At 46.4% G+C, this 23,650-nt stretch carries 23 protein-coding genes; 14 read left to right on the forward strand and 9 right to left on the reverse strand.

Annotated elements, in window-relative coordinates; translation table 11 throughout:
• Positions 1–134 precede the first annotated feature (134 nt).
• The 3 genes from JOY44_RS13060 to JOY44_RS13070 all read right to left on the reverse strand — a co-directional run bounded on the left by JOY44_RS13060 (position 135) and on the right by JOY44_RS13070 (position 1,198).
• Positions 135–437: a EutN/CcmL family microcompartment protein gene (locus JOY44_RS13060; protein ID WP_171574166.1), complete on the reverse strand. Its 303-nt coding sequence runs from the start codon at positions 435–437 to the stop codon at positions 135–137.
• A 6-nt stretch (positions 438–443) separates the two neighbouring features.
• Positions 444–785 carry a carbon dioxide-concentrating mechanism protein CcmK gene (locus JOY44_RS13065; protein ID WP_171574167.1) on the reverse strand — a complete coding sequence of 114 codons (342 nt, stop codon included), beginning with the start codon at positions 783–785 and terminating at the stop codon, positions 444–446.
• Between the two features lie 104 nt (positions 786–889).
• A complete protein-coding gene (locus JOY44_RS13070) occupies positions 890–1,198 on the reverse strand; it encodes a carbon dioxide-concentrating mechanism protein CcmK (RefSeq protein WP_171574168.1) in 309 nt (102 codons plus the stop codon).
• Positions 1,199–1,887: 689 nt separating this feature from the next.
• Between JOY44_RS13070 and JOY44_RS13075 the strand changes: the two genes are divergently transcribed.
• The 8 genes from JOY44_RS13075 (at position 1,888) to JOY44_RS13110 (ending at position 13,368) form a co-directional block, all read left to right on the forward strand.
• Positions 1,888–3,723 (forward strand): NAD(P)H-quinone oxidoreductase subunit F, encoded by a 1,836-nt coding sequence (locus tag JOY44_RS13075; RefSeq protein WP_171574169.1) that lies wholly within the window; start codon positions 1,888–1,890, stop codon positions 3,721–3,723.
• A 207-nt stretch (positions 3,724–3,930) separates the two neighbouring features.
• A complete protein-coding gene (locus tag JOY44_RS13080; protein ID WP_171574170.1) occupies positions 3,931–5,505 on the forward strand; it encodes an NADH-quinone oxidoreductase subunit M in 1,575 nt (524 codons plus the stop codon).
• Positions 5,506–5,544: 39 nt separating this feature from the next.
• Complete coding sequence (locus JOY44_RS13085; RefSeq protein ID WP_171574171.1) at positions 5,545–6,693, forward strand: CO2 hydration protein; 1,149 nt, start codon at positions 5,545–5,547, stop codon at positions 6,691–6,693.
• Positions 6,694–6,946: 253 nt separating this feature from the next.
• A complete protein-coding gene (locus JOY44_RS13090; RefSeq protein ID WP_171574172.1) occupies positions 6,947–9,394 on the forward strand; it encodes a GAF domain-containing protein in 2,448 nt (815 codons plus the stop codon).
• A 134-nt stretch (positions 9,395–9,528) separates the two neighbouring features.
• Complete coding sequence (locus JOY44_RS13095; protein ID WP_171574173.1) at positions 9,529–10,137, forward strand: DUF3038 domain-containing protein; 609 nt, start codon at positions 9,529–9,531, stop codon at positions 10,135–10,137.
• Positions 10,134–11,570 carry a DUF4335 domain-containing protein gene (locus JOY44_RS13100; RefSeq protein WP_171574174.1) on the forward strand — a complete coding sequence of 479 codons (1,437 nt, stop codon included), beginning with the start codon at positions 10,134–10,136 and terminating at the stop codon, positions 11,568–11,570. The genes JOY44_RS13095 and JOY44_RS13100 overlap by 4 nt, the downstream gene beginning before the upstream one ends.
• Before the next feature lie 440 nt (positions 11,571–12,010).
• Positions 12,011–12,835 (forward strand): type I methionyl aminopeptidase, encoded by an 825-nt coding sequence (gene map / locus JOY44_RS13105; protein ID WP_171574175.1) that lies wholly within the window; start codon positions 12,011–12,013, stop codon positions 12,833–12,835.
• Between the two features lie 92 nt (positions 12,836–12,927).
• Positions 12,928–13,368, forward strand: a complete 441-nt coding sequence (locus JOY44_RS13110; protein WP_171574176.1) for a hypothetical protein — start codon at positions 12,928–12,930, stop codon at positions 13,366–13,368.
• 125 nt (positions 13,369–13,493) lie between these two features.
• Here JOY44_RS13110 and JOY44_RS13115 read toward each other — a convergent pair whose 3' ends face one another.
• From JOY44_RS13115 to upp, 3 genes are all read right to left on the reverse strand, one after another.
• Positions 13,494–13,772 (reverse strand): YggT family protein, encoded by a 279-nt coding sequence (locus JOY44_RS13115; protein ID WP_171574177.1) that lies wholly within the window; start codon positions 13,770–13,772, stop codon positions 13,494–13,496.
• 129 nt (positions 13,773–13,901) lie between these two features.
• Complete coding sequence (locus JOY44_RS13120; RefSeq protein ID WP_197985290.1) at positions 13,902–14,303, reverse strand: hypothetical protein; 402 nt, start codon at positions 14,301–14,303, stop codon at positions 13,902–13,904.
• A 67-nt stretch (positions 14,304–14,370) separates the two neighbouring features.
• On the reverse strand, positions 14,371–15,060 hold the full coding sequence (upp, locus tag JOY44_RS13125) for a uracil phosphoribosyltransferase (RefSeq protein WP_197985292.1): 690 nt from the start codon (positions 15,058–15,060) through the stop codon (positions 14,371–14,373).
• 338 nt (positions 15,061–15,398) lie between these two features.
• Here upp and crtH point away from each other — a divergent pair, with 338 nt between their 5' ends.
• The gene (gene crtH, locus JOY44_RS13130; protein WP_171574178.1) at positions 15,399–16,949 is read left to right on the forward strand and encodes a carotenoid isomerase; all 1,551 of its coding nucleotides are present in this window, start codon (positions 15,399–15,401) and stop codon (positions 16,947–16,949) included.
• A 31-nt stretch (positions 16,950–16,980) separates the two neighbouring features.
• Here the strand turns inward: crtH and JOY44_RS13135 are convergent, their stop codons facing one another.
• The 3 genes from JOY44_RS13135 to JOY44_RS13145 form a co-directional block, all read right to left on the reverse strand.
• Complete coding sequence (locus tag JOY44_RS13135) at positions 16,981–17,181, reverse strand: hypothetical protein (protein ID WP_171575969.1); 201 nt, start codon at positions 17,179–17,181, stop codon at positions 16,981–16,983.
• Positions 17,182–17,525: 344 nt separating this feature from the next.
• On the reverse strand, positions 17,526–18,242 hold the full coding sequence (locus tag JOY44_RS13140; protein WP_171574179.1) for a heme oxygenase (biliverdin-producing): 717 nt from the start codon (positions 18,240–18,242) through the stop codon (positions 17,526–17,528).
• A gap of 262 nt (positions 18,243–18,504) precedes the next feature.
• Entirely contained in the window at positions 18,505–18,846 is a 342-nt protein-coding gene (locus JOY44_RS13145) for an NAD(P)H-quinone oxidoreductase subunit M (protein ID WP_171574180.1), read from the reverse strand.
• 176 nt (positions 18,847–19,022) lie between these two features.
• Here JOY44_RS13145 and coaE point away from each other — a divergent pair, with 176 nt between their 5' ends.
• The 5 genes from coaE (at position 19,023) to JOY44_RS13170 (ending at position 23,580) form a co-directional block, all read left to right on the forward strand.
• On the forward strand, positions 19,023–19,676 hold the full coding sequence (gene coaE / locus JOY44_RS13150; RefSeq protein ID WP_171574181.1) for a dephospho-CoA kinase: 654 nt from the start codon (positions 19,023–19,025) through the stop codon (positions 19,674–19,676).
• A gap of 226 nt (positions 19,677–19,902) precedes the next feature.
• Complete coding sequence (locus JOY44_RS13155; RefSeq protein ID WP_171574182.1) at positions 19,903–21,528, forward strand: cache domain-containing protein; 1,626 nt, start codon at positions 19,903–19,905, stop codon at positions 21,526–21,528.
• Positions 21,529–21,530: 2 nt separating this feature from the next.
• Positions 21,531–22,046, forward strand: coding sequence for a helix-turn-helix domain-containing protein (locus JOY44_RS13160; protein WP_171572405.1), 516 nt, complete (start codon positions 21,531–21,533; stop codon positions 22,044–22,046).
• Entirely contained in the window at positions 22,043–22,609 is a 567-nt protein-coding gene (locus JOY44_RS13165; RefSeq protein WP_171572406.1) for an IS630 family transposase, read from the forward strand. The genes JOY44_RS13160 and JOY44_RS13165 overlap by 4 nt, the downstream gene beginning before the upstream one ends.
• An 11-nt stretch (positions 22,610–22,620) precedes the next feature.
• On the forward strand, positions 22,621–23,580 hold the full coding sequence (locus JOY44_RS13170; protein WP_197985296.1) for a sensor histidine kinase: 960 nt from the start codon (positions 22,621–22,623) through the stop codon (positions 23,578–23,580).
• Positions 23,581–23,650 lie beyond the last annotated feature (70 nt).

Raw genomic sequence — 23,650 nt, forward strand, 5'->3', positions numbered from 1 at the left:
AACTCTCCAACTGAAACCGAAGTAAGTGAGCGCTACGGATAAATCAATATCTAAAGCGCAGCGTAAAACAGAATCTGAGTTCGGTGAACTAAAGTTCGATAAATAAACGTCCCCTATAAAACGCTACGTTTATGCTAGCGATCTTGATCCCGCTTACTGTAGAGAAGCCGATTTTCAAGGCTAACCGTATCAATAATGGCAATCACTGCTGCATCAACAGGGCGCTGTTCACTTCCTGAGACTTGACGAGCGGCACTACCATGACTTACTAACACCCATTCATCAATACCGGCACCGACGTTATCCGCTGCAACTTCATACCCAGGAAGTGGTTCCCCATCATCATCAATAAATTGAAGGACGAGGAACTTAATACCCCTGAGAGTTGGGTCTTTTTGCGTACTGGTAACCGTGCCAAGAACTCTGGCAATCTGCATTCGGCGTTACGGGCGATTAAGAGGACGAATACCGCTGACACTCTCACGAAATGGCTCTACTGCTTCGGTGTAGCGAATCGGCAGAACATACTCTAGGTTTTCATGAGGGCGAGCAATGATGTGAGTGGAAAGAACCTGTCCACCGTTGACACGCTTGACGTTTTCAATGCCTGCCGCTACTGAAGCTTGCACTTCAGAGACATCACCGCGAACAATGACCGTAACACGACCACTGCCAATTTTTTCGTAGCCCACCAAGGTAACACGAGCCGCCTTTACCATTGCGTCTGCTGCTTCGACTACTGCCGGGAAACCTAAGGTTTCAACCATTCCAACTGCAATTGCCATTGTATAAACTTCCTTCCAAATAAACTTTAAACAACCGTGTTGATGTACCAAACGAAACTTGAACCTACTTCTACCGCTTGAAAGCGGAGTTGCAGCGTTAAGCATTAGCTACGGAATTGATCTACTGCTTCGGTGTAGCGAATGGGTAGAACATATTCCAGGTTTTCGTGAGGTCGAGCAATGATATGAGTTGAAAGAACTTCACCTCCATTGACTCGCTTTACATTTTCAATACCAGCAGCTATAGAAGCCTGAACTTCGGACACGTCACCACGAATAATCACTGTGACGCGGCCGCTGCCGATCTTTTCGTAACCAACCAGGGTGACGCGAGCTGCTTTAACCATGGCATCCGCTGCTTCAACAACCGCCGGGAAGCCCCGGGTTTCAAGCATTCCAACTGCAATCGGCATTCTTAGTCTCCTTATAAGTGAAACTAATCGTTTCAAACAAGAGTGAAAATTTTGACGGAGATTCCACTATTCCAAGGCTTGTCGAGGTTTTCACTAGGCATAACAAGCATAGAGGCGGAATCGACACTTATGCAATATAAAGACCAATGATAGTTGCAAATCTTGGACATTAGAGAAGCTTATCAAATTGGTGGAACTGTAATTTTTGTCACTATTCCAACCTTGATATGGATCTTCTCACATTTTGTACCCTATCTTTTAACTCTCTAATAACTCTCTAATAACTCTCCAAAAAATAGATTTAAAACGCTAGGATTTAGAGCCGGCAACGTTTTGAGAGCTTAATAAAGGATTACATTACGGCAATCGCCCATTGAATTTCCCCTAAATTTCATTTCAGTCCAGCTCTTGACCACCCCAGTCTTTTTCTAATCAATATTTAAGAAAATATTACGTAGACATAAGTTACATTTATACAAATAAGTTAGTAGTTCTCTAAGATTGTTTTTCCTAGGCAAACATTGATATGGTTAGGAAACCGTGGAGCGATCTGAACATATTAATTAAGATTTATCTAAGACATAGAACAAACTGGTTTCCAGTCCTGAAAAGCGCGCTGGGTTTTTCTATGTAGTCAGGTTTTTGTGTAGCCATAGTCATTACATAAAGTATTTAAGAAGGCTGTTTGGATGGGCGAGTTTCTACTGCAAGCAAGCTGGTGGCTTCCACTCTATGGATTGATAGGAGCGGTGTTGACGCTGCCTTGGTCAATAGGATATGTCCGTCAAACAGGTCCTCGCCCAGCCGCGTATTTCAACATTTTGATGACATTAGTGGCGATGCTGCATGGGGCGATCGCATTTCAAACGAGTCAACATGTTGATCCGCAACCGATTCTGCTCCATTGGTTCCACGCCGCCGATCTGGATCTTTCTTTCGCAATTGATATTTCTTCCGTGAGTTTAGGAGCTGCTGAGCTTGTTACTGCGCTTAGCTTTTTGGCTCAAATTTTCTCCCTGGGATATATGGAGAAAGACTGGGCGATCGCGCGGTTCTTTTCCTTGATGGGCTTTTTTGAAGCAGCCATGACTGGGCTGGCACTCAGCGACTCGCTATTTCTATCCTATGCCCTACTAGAGGCGCTAACCCTGTCTACTTATCTCTTGGTGGGTTTTTGGTATGCTCAGCCTTTGGTGGTAACAGCGGCACGGGACGCATTTCTGACCAAACGGGTCGGGGATGTGCTGTTACTCATGGGAGTGGTAGCTCTGGCATCCTTTGCCGGATCACTGAATTTTGCTGACTTATACGAATGGTCTGAAACAGCCCTGTTGTCTCCAACCGTAGCCACATTATTAGGCTTATCGCTGATTGCCGGCCCAACTGGAAAGTGTGCCCAGTTCCCGCTCCACCTGTGGCTAGATGAAGCGATGGAAGGACCCAATCCAGCTTCTATTCTGCGAAATTCAGTAGTGGTTTCTTGCGGAGCTTACATATTAATCAAGTTTCAGCCGATTTTGATTTTGTCTCCGGTGGCATCTATTGCTCTCGTGGTAATGGGAACCATGACCGCGATTGGAGCTTCTTTGGTGGCGATCGCCCAAATTGATATAAAACGCGCTCTTGCCCATTCCACCAGCGCCTATCTAGGACTGGTGTTTGTTGCCATTGGAATGCAGTGGACTGGTGTGGCTTTACTGATTTTGTTTACCCATGCGATCGCTAAAGCCTTGATGTTTATGAGTGTGGGTTCCATTATCATCACCACTTCTACCCAAGATGTTACTGAAATGGGTGGATTATGGTCGCGGATGCCTGCTACGACTACGGCGTTTTTGGTAGGTAGCGCTGGCTTGATTGGGCTGTTACCGTTGGGCGGCTTTTGGGCGCTGCGACAGGGGATGAATGCTTTTTGGTATGACAACCCCTGGTTAGTGGTTGTAGTGCTGTTGGTCAATGCTTTAACCGCTTTTAACCTGACCCGTGTTTTTCGCCTTGTATTTTTGGGTCATCCTCAGATCAAAACCCGACGTGCCCCAGAAGTGCCTTGGACAATGGCAGTGCCGATGGTCGCTCTGACCATTATGACCTTGTTGGTTCCCGCTATGCTACAGCGGCTCTCGCTGCTCCCAGATTGGGCATATTTGAATCATCGTGCGGTACTGCTGCTCATGCTGTCGGGCTTATGCGGTCTCCTTGCAGGATGTTTTGTTCCTTTTACTCGCATCTGGTCTCGCCCGGTTCAAATGCCGTTTAAGTTGATTCAAGATTTATTAGCCTATGACTTTTATGTAGAGAAGCTTTATCGCGTTACGGTGGTTGGATTTGTAGCTATGGTGGCGAGATTTAGCGCTTGGTGCGATCGCTATATTGTGGATGGCATCGTCAATTTTATCGGCATTGCCTCAATCTTTAGCGGTGAAAGCTTGAAGTACAGCGCTTCTGGGCAATCTCAGTTTTATCTACTCACAATTTTGACTGGGGTTAGTGTGTTGGGAATTTTGTTAACTTATCCTCTCTGGTAAGTTTGAAAGAAATGCTAAGCCAACTGTTAGGGCATCCAAGCCTCACTTATTGAGTAGCCTATCAATTTCAATCTGAGGGGTAAAGAGGTGAAACCGTAGAGACCCAGAGGTAGATGCTAGCCTTCCTCACCTTTTACTCCTTCACTCCTTTATTTATCATTCTTGTTTGACATCCCACTGTTTGTTTATTCTTTATTCCCTTCTGACATGCTGAGTGCCCTAGTTTGGATTCCCGTGCTTGGAGTTATCTTAATTGGACTGTTGCCTCGAGACGAGTCAGCACTTGCGCGATCGCTGCCGCCCAATTCTGCTCGTTTTATTGCATTGAGTACAAGCGCAATTACATTTGCGCTGTCAATTGTTTTGGCGCTTCAGTTTGATTCAACTAGCCTCAACTCTCAGTTTCAAGAATGGCTGCCTTGGATTGAGCCGCTGGGACTAAATTATCAGCTTGGGCTGGATGGATTATCCCTGCCGTTGGTTGTCTTGAATGGGTTACTAACCTGGATAGCCATTTACAGTACGGAGAAATCGATTCAGCGCCCCCGGTTGTACTATATTTTGGTGCTATTACTGAACACAGGCGTAGCTGGAGCCTTTCTATCAGGAAACCTACTATTATTCTTCCTGTTTTATGAGTTGGAGTTAATTCCGCTGTATTTTCTGATTGCGATTTGGGGCGGCGCTCAGAGGGGCTATGCGGCAACCAAATTTTTAATCTATACCGCTGTTTCAGGCATTCTTATTCTCACAGCATTTCTAGGAATCGTATGGCTGAGTCAGTCTACTACGTTTGACTATGCGGAGATTCACACTGAATCGCTGCCAATGCCAACCCAATTTTTCTTGTTGGGTTTACTGTTGGTAGGTTTCGGCATTAAAATTCCGCTTCTCCCCTTTCATACCTGGCTACCCGATGCCCATGTAGAAGCCTCCACTCCAATTTCGGTGCTGCTGGCAGGAGTATTACTCAAATTGGGCACTTATGGATTATTGCGATTTGGGCTAGGGCTACTTCCTGAATCTTGGGCCGTGCTAGCGCCTTGGTTGGCGACTTGGGCAGTGGTGAGTGTGCTGTATGGTGCATTTACCGCGATCGCCCAGACCGATATGAAAAAAATGGTTGCTTACAGTTCCATCGCGCATATGGGCTATGTTTTGCTGGCCGCTGCCGCTGCAACTCCTTTGAGTGTTTTGGGCACTGTGTTTCAAATGGTAAGCCACGGGCTGATTTCTGCCATGCTGTTTTTGTTAGTGGGGGTCGTTTATAAAAAGACGGGCACCCGCGATATTACCGTTCTACAAGGATTGCTTACTCCTGAGCAAGGAATGCCCATTATCGGTTCCTTGATGGTGATAGGAGTCATGGCAAGTGCAGGGATTCCCGGCATGATGGGTTTTATGTCTGAGTTCTTGATCTTCCGAGGCAGTTTCCCGATTTTTCCAGTGCAAACTCTAATCTCTATGATTGGCACAGGGCTAACAGCGGTCTATTTTTTGCTGTTGGTAAATCGCACCTTTTTTGGGCGCTTGCCTCAACAGTTTGCTAACTTACCCAGAGTTTATTGGTCAGAGCGTCTGCCTGCCTTTGCTCTAGCACTCTTGATCGTAGTACTCGGCTTGCAGCCTAATTGGCTGGCACGCTGGAGTGAGACCACGATGACAGCGCTGCTCACACCCGCGACCGCCATTGCAATTACCCCCAAACCGCCCAAAAATACAGCAATACCTTTCCCGTCTCTCAGCCTCAACTCTCGCTCCACTGCAACAATTTCTCTTTAGGGCAACTGTCCAATTCACTCTTCGGCCTCTTTAAAATCTATGAACATGACGACAGCCCCCAAAACGTCTACTCCTAGTCACCCTTTGATCGACATTATTCATCGGCTGCAAGCAGGAGGAGCATTGCTGCCCGATTCGCCAGAGAATGTGGTTGAGGTCGTTGGCATCCTCAAGAGCTATGGCATCGTGCTAGATGCCTATTGGAAAAATCTTACCTACATTTCAGAGCATCAGTTTTTGGAACTTTTTCCATTTTTCAAATACTTTAATGGTGAAGTGTCGCTAAACAAGCTGTTAAAGCATTGGTGGCACGATCGCATCAACTACGAATTTGCTGAATACTGCATGAAAGCCATGCTGTATCACGGGGGCGGTAAGCTAGATGCTTACTTGGATACGCCTGAGTTTAGTGATCTGGCAAAGCAGGCGATCGCGGCGAAACTAAACGGCAACTTTCTGATGCAGGGAATTTCCAACACTTTTTCTGAGTTTTTGCCCGAACAAATACGGCAATTAGCCTATTACAGTGCCTTGGGGCAATTTTGGAACGTGATGAGCGCCATGTTTCTCAGTTTGTCCGATCGCTATGATCAAGGGGAAATTAAAACTATTCCTGATGTAGTCGCCCATATTTTGGCAGCGGTTGTGCAAGCCGCTAATCAACCCATCACTTACACCGTCAAAATTGGCGATCAAAATTACGACATCATTCCCAAATCTGCCGGACTCACTTTTCTAATGGATACCGCTGTGCCCTACATCGAAGCGGTGTTTTTTCGCTCGTTTCCCTTCATGGGCACCATCTCTTACAACGCCCAAGCCTGCCAAATCTCTTCCGATCCCAGTCGCTTCAACTATGGGGCACTTTATGCTGATCCTCTACCTATTGGTGGCGCAGGCATTCCTCCCACGCTGTTGATGCAGGATATGCGCCACCATTTACCAGACTACTTGCACCAGATTTATCAGCGATCGCCTAGAGGTGAAGAAAACGTGCGGGTGCTAATTTGCGTCAGCTTTCAAAAATCTATGTTTTGTGTGACGACTGCTGCCATTTTAGGATTAATGCCTCATCCAATCGATACAACTGATCCAGATCAGCAGCACACAAACCAAGCCTATTTAGAAGCGTGGATGGATCGATTAGCAGACTCTCGCTTGCCAAGTATGCAAGTGTGCGACATGTAGAGCATCAAAAGGACTTGTGAGGGCATTACACCACAAGAAATTGGCAATCCTCTCAATGTTTAGGGTGGCATAAAAGTGTCACGTTAGCCTTAACAGAGTGACCATAGATAAATAAGGAGTGAAGAGTAAGGAATGAATGAGACAGTTCATTCAAATCTTCCTAATATGGTAAAAACCATTTTTTATGGTCAATATATGGTAGAAACCATTTTTTATGGTCAATATTAGTGAGTGGGAATTCGATGGCTAAGTTATGAACCATGACCCTTCCGCAAATCAACGGTTGAACATTGGTTCACATACCCCCAGTATTGGAGAATCATCTGCCCTAATCGAACAGCCACTATTACCATCTGTGACTAAATTCTACGCCGCGCCTCTGGATTTAGCGCAACGCCTATACCAATATTTTCCTACCGCTGTTTTTGTCAAAGCAGGGCAGAAGGATGGCGAGATCACATTTTGGAACAAGCAGGCAGAATTACTACTTGGCCTCTCTGCAGAACAGACTATTGGCAAGACGCTGTATGATTTTTTGCCCCTGCCATTAGCCAAGAGGATGGAAGCGTGCGATCGCGCCGTGTTGCAGCAAGGAGTTCAAACGACCGTTGAAGAAACCATTGAATATCCTGCTGAAAAACACAAAATTCTGCAAATTCTGCGAGTGCCCCTGGTCGAAGAAAATCAGCCGCCTTGTGTATTGTATGTAATCGAAGATATTACAGAGCGAAAACAGGCGGAAGCCATTCGCCAACAGCAAGCGGAACAAACCCAACAATTGACGCAAATTGCCAGCCAAATTCGCGAATCGCTCGACTTGAAGCGAATTCTCACCGTTTATGTGAATGGCGTTCGTGATTTTTTGCAAACCGATCGCGTGGTGGTGTTGCGGTTTCGCCCTAACTGGAGCGGCATGGTTTTGACCGAATCCATTGCTCTAGGCTGGAATACTCTAATTGGCAAGACCTTTGACGATCCCTGCTTTGCTTCCCGCACGAACCGTTATCAGCAAGGACAAATCAACGCGATCGCGGATATTCACACCGCTAACCTAACCCCCTGCTATTTCACCTTTTTAGAAACACTTCAAGTGCGGGCTATTTTAACCCTACCTATTTTGCATCAGGGGAAACTGTGGGGGCTACTTGTCATCCATCATTGCCGTGCCTCTCGCCTTTGGGCAGCCTTTGAAATTGACTGTTTGAAGCAATTAACGTCTCAGGTAGGCAAATCCATTGAACAATCTGAAACTTATCAGCAGGTGCAGCGCGCCAACGCAGAATTAGAACGCCAAGTGCAAATTCGCACGGCGGAGTTGCAGCTTGCCTCAGAATTTGAAGCAACCTTAAAGCGCATTACTGACCGCGTTCGTGACAACTTGGATGAAGACAAAATTTTGCAAACCGCCGTGCGGGAACTGGCGATCGGTATTGGCGTGACCGGCTGCAATGCAGCGATATACGACCTAGAAAACCGCACATCCAAAGTCTCTTACGAATACACCGATTCTATGGTGCCTTTGCAAGGGCGAACTGTAATTATGGATAATTTTCCTGAAGGATATCGCCAATTGCTTCAGGGGTATTATTTTCAGTTTTGCTCCCTGGTGCCCAATCCGCTTCGAGGGCATGTTGCTATGCTTGCCTGCCCAATTTTGGATGATCAAGGGGTGCTAGGAGATTTGTGGCTTGTGAGTCAAAAACATCGCGCTTTCAATGACCAAGATATTCGACTGGTGCAGCAGGTTGCGAATCAATGCGCGATCGCCATTCGTCAAGCCAGACTCTACCAAAAAGCTCAGGCTCAAGTTGAAGCATTAGAAACCTTAAATTTGCTCAAAGACGATTTTTTGAGTACTGTATCTCATGAATTGCGAACGCCAATCTCTAACATCAAGCTGGCAACTCAAATGTTAGAAATCAATCTGGAAAGCCAACATTTGCTGGATAACCCCTCTAGCCCCTTGGGTCGGTATTTTCAAATCTTAAAAAACGAATGCCAGCGAGAGATCAGCCTGATTAATGATTTGCTTGACCTATCTCGGTTAGAAACTGGGGCTGATACACCCAACTGGCAAACAGTAGACCTTGCCAAATGGATACCAACGCTAGTGCAGCCCTTTTGTGAACGTGCTCACAGCCAAAACCAAATCTTTCAGCTAGACTTGCCACCCTGGTTGCCCTTTTTTATCACCGATTCTTCTCGATTGGAGCGGATTCTAAGTGAACTGCTGAGTAACGCCTGTAAATACACACCGACTGGTGAGACAATCACTTTATCGGTTCACCTAATCCAGTCAGAAGCAAGTGCTCTGAGCAAAGATTCTTTGCAGGAAAATAGTGACGCGATGTTCGGCAAAAATTGGAGGGTGCTGCCAACGACTACGACGAATGATTACGGCACGGGAAGCGCTATCGTACCTTCCCAACCCAGCTTGAGCTTCCAAATTAGTAATTCCGGAGTAGAAATTTCGCCGGAGCAACTCACTCGTATTTTTGATAAGTTTTATCGAATTCCAAACAATGATCCGTGGAAGCATGGCGGAACTGGGCTGGGATTGGCGCTAGTTAAAAAATTGGTAGAACCGCTAGGAGGAAGTATTCAAGTAACAAGTTGCGATCGCCTAACTCGCTTTGTGATTGAGCTACCACTGCACCAGGCAATCCAGTTTCAGGCAACTTCTCCTAGCAATTCTGACTGATCTTGCAGTCAACCGCAAGAATAGGGTTATCCTGAAATGCACTGATTTCGATAGAATGCGACTGAGCGCCTTGTTATATCAGTTTGAACTTGACTTGTGCCAGCTAGTAAGAAACAACGTCTTTTGTGAGCGTGATGCAGTTGAATAGTCCACTCGTCCAGCCTTCCTCCCCTGTTATTTTAAGTAGTTTGCCCAATCCGCCCATTGCCGAGCAGACCTGTCCTCGGCGTGCCCGGATAGAAATCGATTTATTGCTATTGGCGATCGAAGCGTTAGAACTGGATGGATCGGAAGCCATTCTACAAACCTCGAAAGAGCTAGGACTGGACGAAATTATCAAAGACCGGGTAACTTTATGGCGGTTGCGTAACACTAATCCTCTACGTCGTCATAATCAGCGCCGAGAACTAACCTTAACTGAAGCTAAAGCTCTGGTTGTTGTAGGCTGCTCTCTTTCACGACAATTAACGGTGCTAATTCGGCAATTGTTAATTGCCTATGATCAACTGACTGAAAAGCAACTTTCCATGGAACATCACTTTCGTCTGAATGATTATCTAGAGAGGTTTCGCGCCCATTTTCGATCGCGGATGAACCCACGCCGCGCCGCTGTTGCCGATAACTACTCTGATGAAAAGCTCAATCAGCTTGCCCTCAATCTCCTGTCTCAGCTTTTATTCTGTACAGGCACCTATGGAATTCAGCGATTTTGGTTCAGCTTGTTTGATGGAGAAGTGGCATGACAACCATTCAGCGTTTATATAGCCTGCCCAACTGTAGCCTGATGCTAGAAGGCTTTAGCGATAACTTGTTGCTGAACTCAAGCGAATTTCGTCCGTTGCTGTCTATGCTGATCAACACGGAATGTCGGTTGGCACGCTTGGAAAAACCCTTGTCTGGAGGCCGGGAGTTTTTAGAAAGCTTAGTCTCTGTGGTGAGTCAATACGCACAAGAGTTTTTGAGTGGATTGCACGCAACCAGGCTACCCAAGCAGTCTGCTACAGGGCTTGTGCGGCTTGAACGGGTGAATGATAATACCCATCGCTTAAGTCTACGAGCGCCCACAATTCTGGATAGCAATACCAATATTGCTTCTAGTCCAACCGAAATTGATCTCAGCACCGTCGAATTGTTTGATCTGGTTGAAGCCATCGATCAGCTTTTGGCCGATACACAAACGCTGCCAGATTTGTCGCTTAACTTAAAGCCCCTGTCGCGCAAAGAAATTGCCAAGACTGAACCTGTCACCAAGCAGATTGTGCCAGCAGCGATCGGGCTTTCTAGCTTGGCGGCGGCAGCTTTTGCACTTTCGTTGCTGCCCGTCCCCAAAGTAGAGCCGCCTAAAGATCTGTATCCAGTGCGATCGAGTGCGACCACTACCACGCCACCAATCTCTGGCTCATCCCCCACTCCGGCTCCGAGTCAATCGACTCCGTCTCCCAGCCCCAGTGCGTTGAGTTCAAGTCCCAGCCCCGCTACTGCTGATTTGAAAAAACTGGAAGCTACTTTAACAGCAGCCCCTGAAATTTCAGACCCCACCACGCTGGATCAGATAGGCAAGCAGCTTCGTGGAAAAATTGAGCAAAAGTGGACAACTAAATCGGTCCTTCCTCAAGACTTGATCTATCAGGTTGGAGTAGGCAATGATGGGGCAATTCTCGGTTACAAAGCAGTGAATGCAGCCGCTTTAGACAATGCTGCTAAAGTACCCCTGCTGGATTTAGTTGCTCGTCAGGGCGATCGCCCCACTTCAGACCCACTTGCTCTTTTTAAGGTCGTTTTTACTCCCAGTGGCGATTTGGAAGTTGCACCCTGGAACCAGGTGACGACTTCGCCGATTACAGGAATTACCGAAATCACGGAATCCGCTAAGCTAGAGGAAATTTTGCCGAAACTGCGGAGCCAAATCAATCAAGGCTGGGCAACTGCCCCAAATTTTAACGAAGATTTGATTTACAAAGTGCGGATTAGAGAAGATGGCACCGTCGTTGACTACAGCGCCGAAAACGATGCTGCTGCTCGCTATGCCCAAGAAACCCCACTAAGCAAACTGGGCAAATTAATTGCAAATAGTAATACTGCTCCAGTTCAAGAACCGCTTGCCTTATATAAAGTAGTGTTTACGCCCCCCGAAGGTGCAGTAGAAATTAGCCCTTGGCGCGGTTGGCAAAACTAGCTCTGAGGTATTTTGAGTGATGGGCACCTCAATTTAAATTCTCAGCCTTGACTCATTTTCCCGTTGCGATCGCAACCAAAATACATCCTTCAGTAGGCCTACAGGATTACCTCACTATCTATCAATGCTCTCATTGAGATGTGTATGGGGCAAAAAAATGTTTGTCAGATTGAAGCGGTTGTAATCCTGCTTTAGAATTGCGAAAAGTATAAATAAAGAGGACACGAGTTTTTGATCCCTGCTTTCAGATAAAAAATTAAGCTAACTTGAAGAAACTTCGACTTGCTTCTCCTCCATTTAACTAGTGCTGCTGGTTTAATAAAAAAGGGATAATAATGAATTGACTTCAAAAATGGCAGCGCCTTAACCTCTTAGAAAGCGGTGCTCCTGCCCGAATCAACCTTGTCTAAGTCAAATTCTGTATTATTCTCGATTTTTTCATGAATATTTTGAGTCAATTGCTAAACAAGCCTGCTCTTCCAGCTCCTAAACGGCAGCGCCGAGGAATTGAGATTAAGTCATCTCGCGAAATTGCAACGATGCGGCAAGCTGCAAAAATTGTGGCAACCGTTCTTAAGGAAATTTCAGGACGAGTTGAGCCAGGTATGACCACTTTAGATCTCGATACTTACGCAGAGCAGCGTATTCGGGAAATGGGTGCAACTCCTAGTTTTAAGGGATATCATGGCTTCCCTGCTTCGATTTGTTCATCCATCAACAACGAAGTAGTCCATGGAATCCCTAATCGGCGCAAGGTGATTCGAGCTGGCGATGTCCTAAAAGTGGATACAGGAGCCTATTTTGAAGGTTTTCATGGCGATTCTTGCATCACGATCGCAGTTGGCACAGTTGCAGTCGAAGCCGAACGCCTGATCCGGGTTGCCGAAGAAGCTCTCTACAAAGGCATTGAACAGGTGAAAGCAGGGGCTTATCTGCTTGATTTGGCAGGGGCGATCGAAGATTATGTGAAGGCAAACGGGTTTACCGTCGTGGAAGATTTCACTGGGCATGGCGTGGGGCGTAACCTCCATGAAGAGCCTTCAGTCTTTAACTTTCGGACTAAAGAAATGCCGAATGAAAAGTTGCGGGCAGGAATGACATTGGCGATCGAGCCAATTGTCAACCAAGGCTCCAGATATGTTCGTATTTTGGGCGATCGCTGGACTGCCGTTACTGTGGATAAAAAACTGTCTGCCCAATTTGAACACACGGTTTTAGTCACCGATACAGGCTACGAAATCCTTACTGATCGCACCGCAGTTTAATTGAACTAACATCATAATTTTGCTCTAGATTCAGGCTAAGCTGAGGCATTGATTGTTTGGCTATCTTAGCCCTCCCCCCTTTTTCTGAGCCTATGTACCTTACTCAGTTGCGATCGCTGGCGATCGTCCTATTCACCAGCTTAAGTCTAGTTTTCAATCCTTGGTTTACGGCTTCAGCCCAAGCGCTGGTTCAAATCAAGCTTTCCGAGATTTCTTATCATGCTTGTTCGGCTGAACTAGCAGAAGGGACTGTAACCAGCGGCAGCGCGACGGCCGCTAGCTGCTTCATCGTCACGGGCAAAACAGAAAACACGTCGGGCAAACCCGTGATCAACGCCGATATTTTCGGACGCATTTATGATGCAAACGATAATTCCATCATGGAAAACCGCACTCGGCTTGGCTCTATTGAAGAAGTCCCCCCTGGCGTGAGCGATTTTGAGCTGAGAATTACTGTTCCTGCGAATCAACCGCCTCCTTTAAAGCTAGAGCAGTTCAAAGCCGCTGGGTTTACTGGCAAAGTGAGACGATAACGAGTTCTTTGCGTTAGTTGAATTCATAAAGCAAAGCCTCGCTCATAAAATTATGGAGCGAGGCTTCAGCCTACTTTAAAGACACTATCAACAAACAGCTTAGGTATTGCAATCAACCATTTTCTTTAAGAGAAACGAAAAGAATCCAGTGCTTGCTGAATAAAACTAAGCAAGAGGAACGCCAACATGGGAGAAAAATCTAAACCACCCAACGGAGGAATAATGTTTCGAAAAATATTGAGATAGGGGTCAGTCAGCTGACTCAGAATCGAAAAAGGTGGATCGAACCAATTGACGTTAGGGAACCAACTCAACAAAATTCTGACCAGCAGCAAAGCCAAGTAGATACTAACGAAGGTCGCTAGGGTAGACACAAACAGAGCAAGGGGAGAGGCAGTAGTCATAAGCAGTAATACTCGTAATAGCGATTGTAGGTTGCTAGATCGCTTTGTCTATCTTGCAAAACAGCCTGAGCTTAGCGTTCTTAACGACTAGTTTAACATTCTACTTTTCGTCTGGATTTTTTCGTGGAATTAGCCTTGCCCATGAGGCTTTTTCGAAATTGCTTGTTCACTCGTATCGCTGACCAAACTGCCATTGACACCCCCTAGTTGCTGACGCACATCGTCGATCGCATCATTCAACTGGGCAATTTTGTCTTCCAAACTGCGGCGGGCTGCTTCCATATCTGTTTGGGCACTAGCAGGCTTAAACAAGCCTCTGCGCTGAGTTGGCTTGCCCTCTAAAGGACTTGTACCTAGCACAGGCTCTTCCGTCTCAGACGAATTTTCGAGCTGCTTGGTGGCGATGAGCGCACCCACGACACCACCCATGACACCACCCACAAGAGTGCCAAGTAAAAAACCACCTGCAAATCCGTCTTGTTGACTCATTACAAACCAAGTTACTTGCTCTACAGGAAACCAATCGACCATTATTCTCTCAGCTTAGCGGCTGTAGCCCAAGGTTGATACACGGTATCCCGTGTTTAGCGTATCATTTTCAAGTGCCAAAGGTGCGATCGCCCGCATCTCCTAATCCTGGAACAATAAAACCATGTTCATTAACCTGCTCATCAATTGCAGCAGTGTAAACATGCAAACTTGGGTAGGCAGCACTCAATTTTTGTAATGCAGGTGGAGCTGTCACCACCGAAATAATCCGTACCATCGCCGGATCGATGCCCCGTTTGGTCAGCTCTGCCATAACCGAAATGATAGTTCCTCCCGTTGCCAGCATTGGCTCTGGAATTAAAATACGGGTTTGAGGATCAAAACTATCTGGCAGTTTGTTGAGATAGCAACTCGCTTCTAAAGTTGCTTCGTTGCGAACAAAGCCCAAATGATAAATCGAGGCTAAAGGCAGCAAGGTTTGAGCGCCATCGAGTAATGCCAAACCTGCCCGCAGAATCGGCACCATCGCCATAGGAACTTCTGGATCTACAAAGGTGCCAGGACAGGTGGCTAAAGGAGTTTCCAGGGTGACATCCTTTGTGGGTAGCCAATCGCGAATGGCTTCGTAAGTGAGCCAGCGTCCTAACTCAGTCATAGATGTGCGAAATAGCGAAGAAGGGGTCGCTGCATTTCGAGCGATCGCTAGCCAGTGCTTAATCAAGGGATGTGGAGGAACGTAAACCCGTAACTGAAGAGTCATAACCGCTGAGTGGCATTCTGGCTGTGGATATTGCCTCATAATACTTCCCCTTGAAGAATTTTTGCAGCAGCGGATTGAAAGGGGCGATCGCTCGCATGTCGTCTAAGCCACCATACTATTGAGAAATAGTATCAATATAGTTGACATAGAATATCAACAAGCTTATATTGGTTCTCAAGTGTTCTCCTCTTTGAAGGATCGGCAGGTGGGATTAGTCGGCGTTCGCAGGCTAGTCCCATTTTTTTTTGAAAACAGCCGAGTGTTTATCTAAAGTGAATCCGCCAAGAGGCACTTCCAGATACACTAAAAAATAGTCATTGCATAGTTTGCCTGACTGCAATATTTCGTAGCGTACCCTTGTGTCTCCTAATCCACTTGTGTCTTCTAGCTCTGAATTGTTTTCCCCTCTTTCTACCAGTTCTGAAGATCAGACTCTGCCAGAATTTGATGTCATTGTGGTTGGTTCCGGCATTGGAGGCTTAGTCACGGCGACTCAGCTGGCTATAAAAGGCGCTAAGGTTCTGGTTTTAGAGCGGTATTTAATTCCTGGTGGCAGTGCCGGATATTTTGAACGAGCCGGCTACCGCTTCGATGTAGGCGCTTCCATGATGTTTGGGTTTGGCGATCGCGGCACCACCAATCTACTAACTCGTGCTCTAGCAGCCGTGGATATGCGGCTCGAAACCATTGCCGATCCGGTGCAAATTCACTATCACCTACCGAATGGATTGGATCTCAAAGTTCATCGCGATTATGAGAAGTTCTTGCAAGAATTGAGCGATCGCTTCCCCCATGAAAAAGACGGCATTCGGCGATTTTATGATGAGTGCTGGAAAGTTTTTAACTGTCTGAATGCGATCGAACTTTTGTCTCTAGAAGAACCACGCTATTTGATGCGGGTATTCTTCCAGCATCCACTCGCTTGTTTAGGCTTAGTCAAATATCTGCCGAAAAATGCTGGAGACTACGCCCGACAGTTTATCCGCGATCCTGAACTGCTGAAATTTATTGATATGGAGTGCTTTTGCTGGTCAGTGGTGCCAGCCGATCTCACACCAATGATTAATGCAGGCATGGTGTTTAGCGATCGCCACTACGGAGGCATCAACTATCCCAAAGGGGGCGTTGGCAAAATTGCCCAAGCGCTAGTAGAGGGTTTAGAGAAACACGGTGGGCGGATTCAATATAAAGCGAGAGTCACGCAGATAATTCAAGAGAATGGTCGAGCAGTTGGGGTACGGCTTGCTTCCGGTGAAACGATTCGAGCAAAGCAGATTGTTTCCAACGCTACCCGCTGGGATACCTTTGAAAAATTGCTTCCACCCGAAAAAATGCCTTTGGCTGAGAAGAAATGGCAGCAGCGCTATCGTAAATCTCCTAGTTTTCTGAGCTTACATCTTGGCGTTAAAGCGCAGGCGCTACCTTTGGGAACAGAATGCCACCATATTCTGTTGGAAGACTGGAACAACATGGAGACAGAGGAAGGTACTATTTTTGTGTCGCTTCCTAGCCTACTTGATCCAACCCTCGCCCCCAGTGGATACCATATCATTCACGCTTTTACTCCCAGTTGGCTAGAAACTTGGCAGGGGCTTTCACCAAGCGACTATGAGGAGCGAAAAGAAGAAGCAGCGGCTCGCATTATTGCCCGACTAGAAGCAATTTTTCCTAGTCTTTCCGCCCATTTGGACTATCAAGAAGTGGGAACGCCTCGCACCCATCGCCGCTTTTTAGGACGAGACGATGGCACTTATGGTCCAATTCCGGTTCGCAAGCTAGCAGGATTATTAGGCATGCCCTTTAACCGGACGGCAATTTCGGGGCTTTACTGTGTGGGAGATAGTACATTTCCAGGACAAGGACTCAACGCTGTTGCCTTTTCTGGTTTTGCTTGTGCTCATCGAGTTGGGGTTGATCTCGGTTTATAAGCTCAGTGAAATAGTTGAATAAATGCGATGCTCAATCGACTACCCGTAGCCGTCCGGCACGCAGCAGATCAAACACGCGATTAATCAGCGCTTGTTCTGTAGAGTTGAGTGTATCTAGAGAAAGCAGCGTCGCCATAAATTGCTGCTGGTCTAAACGGGTAATTCGTCCAGAAGACGTAATCTTATCAACTGTTTGCTCAACAGTAGTAGTTGGGATTCTTGCTTGCTTCATGTCTATTAACCGTGATGCGTAGAGCATAGATTCTATGAACTATAGAAGCTGTCTTGGGAGAAGAAAAATACTTTCTTTCACACGCTTTCTATCTACTAAAGTCTTATTTTTGATTTGAAATGACCATGCTGAATAGGTTAATCGAATCTAACGCTAAATTACATCGATAAAATTACTAAGCTGCAAGCTCTGCGATCGCGCGCAGAATCGTAAATCCCCCAGGAGATTTCAACTACTGCAATGGCGGATTAGGTAAATACTATGAATCCTGAGGACTTGAGCAGGCAGGGATCGCCCAGCCAAGTCCTCAGGATTCGAGATAACAGATCAAAAGTAGTTTGAATTTACTCAGCAGTGACCAGTTCAGTACTGCCACGATTGCGGCGGCGAGTCAGAGAGTTGAATAGCATAATGCCAATCGCTTTAATCAGGCTGCCTTCCAGCTCTTTGAACATGGTCATATTTAGTCCAAAAGCATGATTCGCTTCATCCACAATCTGATCTGCTACTACGTCATCTACGGGCAGATCGTTCATTGCTTGACGATACTTGTTCTTAAAAGCTTTCTCATCAGAAATAGTCGGAAACTCATAGAAGTGGGTTCCTTCTCCATCAACCAGGTTCATACCCCGCTGGGCAACCCCTTTAAGAATTTGCCCACCCGATAAATCACCTAAGTAGCGCGTGTAGGAATGAGCAACCAATAGCTCAGGTTGCGTATTAGAAATCTCTCGAATCCGAGCCACATAGTTCTGAGCCGCAACAGAAGGAGCGATCTGTTCGCGCCAGTTGGTGCCGTAATAAAAGCTGAGATCTTCTTCTAAAGGTGCTTTACGGTTTAGCTCCGGAAAGTAAATTTGGGAAAGGATGGGATGATGTTGATGGCGCTCAAGCTCTTCTTCCATGGCAGAGTAGACAAAGTAGAGATTGGCAGCGAGTTTACGGTAAGACGTTTTTTCAACGGTTCCTTTCAAAAAACATGCAACAAATCCAGTATTTTCTGCCATTGAGTGCGACTTTTTAGTGCCCTCACGCAGCTTGGTTGCTAAATTACTACTCATGTTAAATCGTCTAGCCTATCGTTAGTTTTCAGGTGCAGATGTGTTCTAAAACGCTAAAAAGCCACCTAATTTGTTACGTTAGACCGATTTGCTCAGTATTTTCATTAAAAATTCTGAAGTCGAGGTGTAAGACTCCAAGCATCGCTCAGAGCAAAAGCTAGTCTCATAGCTATAGACCTTAGCAAGAAGACTGAATCATCTCCTTACTTGTTGCTATAAGGTGCTTAGAGTGTCTTAACAATTCGTGAAAAATCTTCGCCAGCTATTTGTCGTTGGAGACGACTTGGGGTAGCCCCATGCTGTAGTTCATCACGCGAGATTCTAAGTTGTAAGAGATTTCGCCCTTTTGCAGGAGCGATCGCACAAAGTGTTCCAAATCTGAGCCAATGCGGCGAATGTTGTAATCGGTCAGATCTGCACCGCTATAGGCTTCTACGCCCTCATCAAACTTACGATAAACCTGCTGTAGGGCTTCTTCGCTCCAGTTAAACTCATTATCTGGGTCAACATCCAGAGTCAATACATTCTCACTAGGAACCAGTTCATTATTTTCAACAGTGGCAGTGAAAATGTGGATATGGCGGGTTGTAGACTTTAACAGCATTGGCAGACCCAGAGGAACGCTTAAGATTACGTCTTTTATTGTAGGAGCAATTTCGCCATGTTTAGCTCCGTTCCAAGACTATAGATTTCTGTAGGAATGATAAAGAATGCACATGTTATGGAAGATTATCTCCGTAGACCTGTATAAATTCTAGACATACGCACTGTTTGAGATTTATGACGACCAATCTTACCGAGCCAGTCCATTCCCCTTTACGCATCATTGGTTTGACGGGAGGAATCGCGATGGGGAAAACTCTGGTTTCTGAGTATCTGGCAACTAAATATAAATTGCCGATTTTAGACGCTGATATTTACTCCAGGGAAGCAGTCTTGCCAGATAGCTTGGTGTTGCAAGGTATGGTGGATCGATATGGCTCTGGAGTGCTTTTACCCGATCGCAGCTTAAATCGTCAGCGGTTAGGAGAGATTATTTTTAGCAGTCCAGCAGAACGATTGTGGGTCGAGCAATGCATTCATCCCTACGTGCGCGATCGCTTGGTGCAGGCGGTTAACCACCCACCCTTAAATGATCCTCAGCAGCACCCGATTGTGGTGATGGTGGTGCCGCTGCTGTTTGAAGCGCGCATGACTGACTTAGTGACTGAAACTTGGGTGGTCACTTGCACCGAAGCTCAGCAAATTGAACGATTGATGACCCGCGATTGTCTAACACGAGAACAAGCAGAAGCCCGCATCAACAGTCAGATGGAAATTACTAAAAAAAAGGTTCAAGCAACGGTGGTGTTGGATAACTCCTCAACTCCAGAAGCACTATATCGTCAAGTCGATCAGCATGTTTCTCAATCGGCTGAGTCAATTTTTTCTTGATTCTTGTCGCTTTAGGTCCACCCTCTCCGCCAAATTGAGGAAACATTCAGCCAAATCAATTACGCCTGAAGATAGAATTCCTCAACTTTGGAGCAAGGCCTTTGGGCTAGGGCATTCTAGGTGCACATTAATATTTTATGAATAGCAAACTGCATGATTAATTGCTTTTAATTGGTCTATTTTTCAAGGGCACCATTATTCAATCGACCATAAGGAGCAAGAACTGGTGATTCTTCCAGATAAACAGGCAGGCATTGCACTGGATACCTCCTCTGACAGCGATTATTCGCAAGCAAAACAAAATTTCTTACGCCGATGGCTATGGAAATTCGTGAATTCCAATCAAAAGAACCACCGTCAGATGGCACAATCAAGGCGCTTTTTGGTGCGATCGCTATTGATTGGGTCAACGATTGCCGCTAGCGCGATCGCACTGGGCAGTTATCAAGTGGTGCGAGAAATCATTTTAGACAGTATTACAAAGCAGGCGCTATTGGAAGCCCATCAGGGCAAGGGAGAGATTGATCAGTGGTTAGCCAGCCGCAAAGCAGAAGTAACAGTCTTAGCGAACAGCCCGATTACTCGCACCATGGACTGGTCAGTCATTGAACCTTACTTCAAGGCAGAGGTAAAACGGCAACAGGCTTTTGATCAACTCACCCTTGCTCAATCCGATGGGTCTCGTGCCAACACCAGCTTTGGCAAGGTGAAAGGGAGCATCAGCGATCGCGAGTGGTTTAAGAAGGCTATGGCAGGAGAAACCTCTGTCTCCGATCCAGTGATCAGTAGAACCAATAAGGTTGCCAAAGTTTATGTGGGTGCTTCAGTTCCTCATCCTTCTAGCCTCAAACCTCTGGGAGCCCTTGCGGCATCGATGCGAGTTGATCGAGTGGTACAAGTGGTCAACCAAATTCAGTATGGAGGCGGGAGTTATGCTTTTGCCTTAAATTCTCAAGGATTTACGATTGCCCATCCTGATCCAGCGATGATTAGCACACCAGAAAAACCGGGTACTAGCCTGCTGACGTCAGATAATCCAGCGCTTGCTGCCCTTGCTCAGGAGATGGTCAGTCGGCGTGAAGGGATTCGGCTGGTTCAACTGGATGGCGCTTGGCAATATATCGCGTATGTTCCCTTAAAAGAAGCTAGTTGGTCGATGGCGTTGGTCATTCCGCGCCAAAATATTGAGTCTGCTTTAGGAGCCTTAAATGTGCTGGCGGGCATTTTGGGATCGGTTCTGCTGATTGCGATCGCTGCCGCATGGCAGTATGTACAAGCTTATGAACAGGCTCGTCTACACGCTGCTCAAGAAGCCTTACTGAATCGCTTAACCACCCGCATTCGGGAATCCCTGGATCTGTCTATCATTGTGCAAACCACCGTCACGGAATTAAGCACCCTGCTAGATTTGCAACAAGTATTTTTAGGAACTTACAATCCGGCAACGCAAACCCTTGCTCTGATTGGCGATCGCGTGACTGGCAAAAATGATCAATCGCTTGAGTTTCAAACCAATGCTCTAGGTGATTTAGCGGACTTTCTAAAACGCGGTAGCACGCTGCAACTCAACCCAGTTGCTCCTTCTGATGATTCTCCTCTAAAGCTGACTGCCGGGTCGTATATTGCTTTAGCCAATCCAACACAGGATGGACAAACAGGTTTTTTGATCGGACTTTATAATGGCGCACTAAACTCAGAAGACCAAGATCTACTGAAGGCAGTTTCCGAACAACTCGCGATCGCCGTCACACAGGCAAGACTTTACAGTCAGACTCAAGAACAAGTTGATACCAAATTAAATTGGAGCCATTACAGATCAGATAAACTGAGCGATGTAGAGGTGAGAGTCTAACAATGGCTGGAGTAAGCGCAATCGCAATTAAAGAAAGTCTCGAGGAGCTAGGCACCCGTTTGCGAGCGGTTGAACAGCCGATACTCAAAGAGCGATTGCAAGTGTTGTACTGGCTCAAACAAGCGCACGCACCGAGTGTCAGTCAGATTGCGATTGCAATTGGCAGGCATCGGGGCACGGTGCAAAAATGGTTAGCCCTGTACCGAGCGCAAGGATTAGAAGCATTGCTGGTGGTTAAACCCACTCCAGGAGGAGGCAACCGGGTGATTCCAATGTGGGCGGAGGTTGCCTTAGCCAAGCGATTGCAGGAACCGAGCAATGGGTTTAGCAGCTATGGGAAGGTGCAGCAGTGGCTGTTAGAGAGTTTAGGGGTAGAAGCCGAGTATCATGCGGTCTACCAGATGACGCGCTATCGACTCAAAGCGAAACTCAAGGTCGCCCGTCCTCAAAACATCAAGCAGAACCGAGTCCAGCGAGAGGCATTTAAGCAAACCTCGCAGACGACCTCGACTTATTGAGTCAGTACTATCGGCAGGTGCGCCAGGATGAGCGACCGATTCGTTACTTCGCACAAGATGAGAGTCGCTTTGGACTTCACACGCTCATCGGACGATTAATTACGGCAGTTGGGGTTAAACCCATCGGGGCGTGGCAATGGATATTCAAAGCATTCTGGCTATACGGTGCTGTGGAACCTACCACAGGAGAGTCCTTTTTCTTGCAATTCTCCCATGTCGATACCGCATGCTACCAATGGTTCTTAGATGAGTTCTCCAAGGCTTACCCCGATAGTCTCAACATCCTGCAAGTGGATAACGGACGGTTCCACAAAGGCAAAGACCTTATTGTGCCAGAGAACATTATCTTGGTGTTTCAACCGCCTTACTGCCCAGAGTTAAATCCTATCGAGCGTTTATGGGAACATCTCAAGGCGGATCTCAAGTGGGCTGCGTTCAAAACGCTTGACCAACTGCAATCCAGGGTTGATCAACTCTTAGCCCAGCTAACCCCTCAAGTGATTGCTTCCCTTACAGGCTACCCCTTTATCCTCAATGCACTATCTGTCATTGACACCATTTAAATTGGTATGATTTGCTGAATCAAACCCTCACCAAGCTGCATCAGGCTCAACTGCAACTGGTTCAAAACGAAAAGATGTCGAGCTTGGGGCAACTGGTTGCTGGTATTGCCCACGAAATCAACAATCCCGTCAACTTTATTCATGGCAATATTATTCACGCTAATCAATATGCCCAAGAACTGTTAAATCTTTTGCAACTCTATCAATCGCACATGCCCCATCCCCCCACTGCGATCGAAGATTTAGTGGAGGCAATCGATATGGATTTTGTGAGTGAGGATTTTCCCAAACTGTTAGAGTCAATGCAGGTTGGCACTGAGCGAATTCGAGAAATTGTGCAATCGTTACGAATATTTTCCCGCTTGGATGAAGCTGGCGTCAAAGGCGTAGATATCCACGAAGGCATCGACAGTACCCTCATGATCTTGCAAAGCCGCCTAAAGTCAAAATCTACTCAGCGCGAAATTCAAGTAGTGAAAAAATATGGTTCGCTGCCTACGGTGGAATGCTACGCCGGACAGTTGAATCAGGTATTTATGAATTTGCTTAGTAATGCGATCGATGCGTTAGAAGAGAGATTAGAGGATAATCGACATGAGGCGTTTGGCGATCGCTCAGTTGAGTTGCGCTCAGACGAACGAGGTTATGGGTTAAAGGAAAATAACTTACTCCCGACTCCCGACTCCCACCTTCCGACCATTTATATTCACACCGAATTAGCCAACGATCACCACATCAAGATCCGCATTGCCGATAACGGAGCTGGTATTTCAAAAGCAGTTCAATCGCGTATTTTTGACCCTTTCTTCACCACTAAATCTGTGGGCAAAGGCACGGGTATGGGATTGGCAATCAGCTATCAGATTGTCACGGAACAGCACAATGGACGTTTGAATTGCACCTCTACTCCCGGACAGGGAACCGAATTTGTGATTGAAATTCCCATTCAGCAGGCTGAATACCTCAATTGACGAACAGAACTCAATTTTCCTAGTTTTTAACTTCTTCAAACAGATTGTCAGTTCTGTTTTTCTTCTTTTC

Origin of the sequence: Leptolyngbya sp. Cla-17, from assembly GCF_016807185.1 — a bacterium.
GTDB lineage: Bacteria > Cyanobacteriota > Cyanobacteriia > Leptolyngbyales > Leptolyngbyaceae > ULC077BIN1.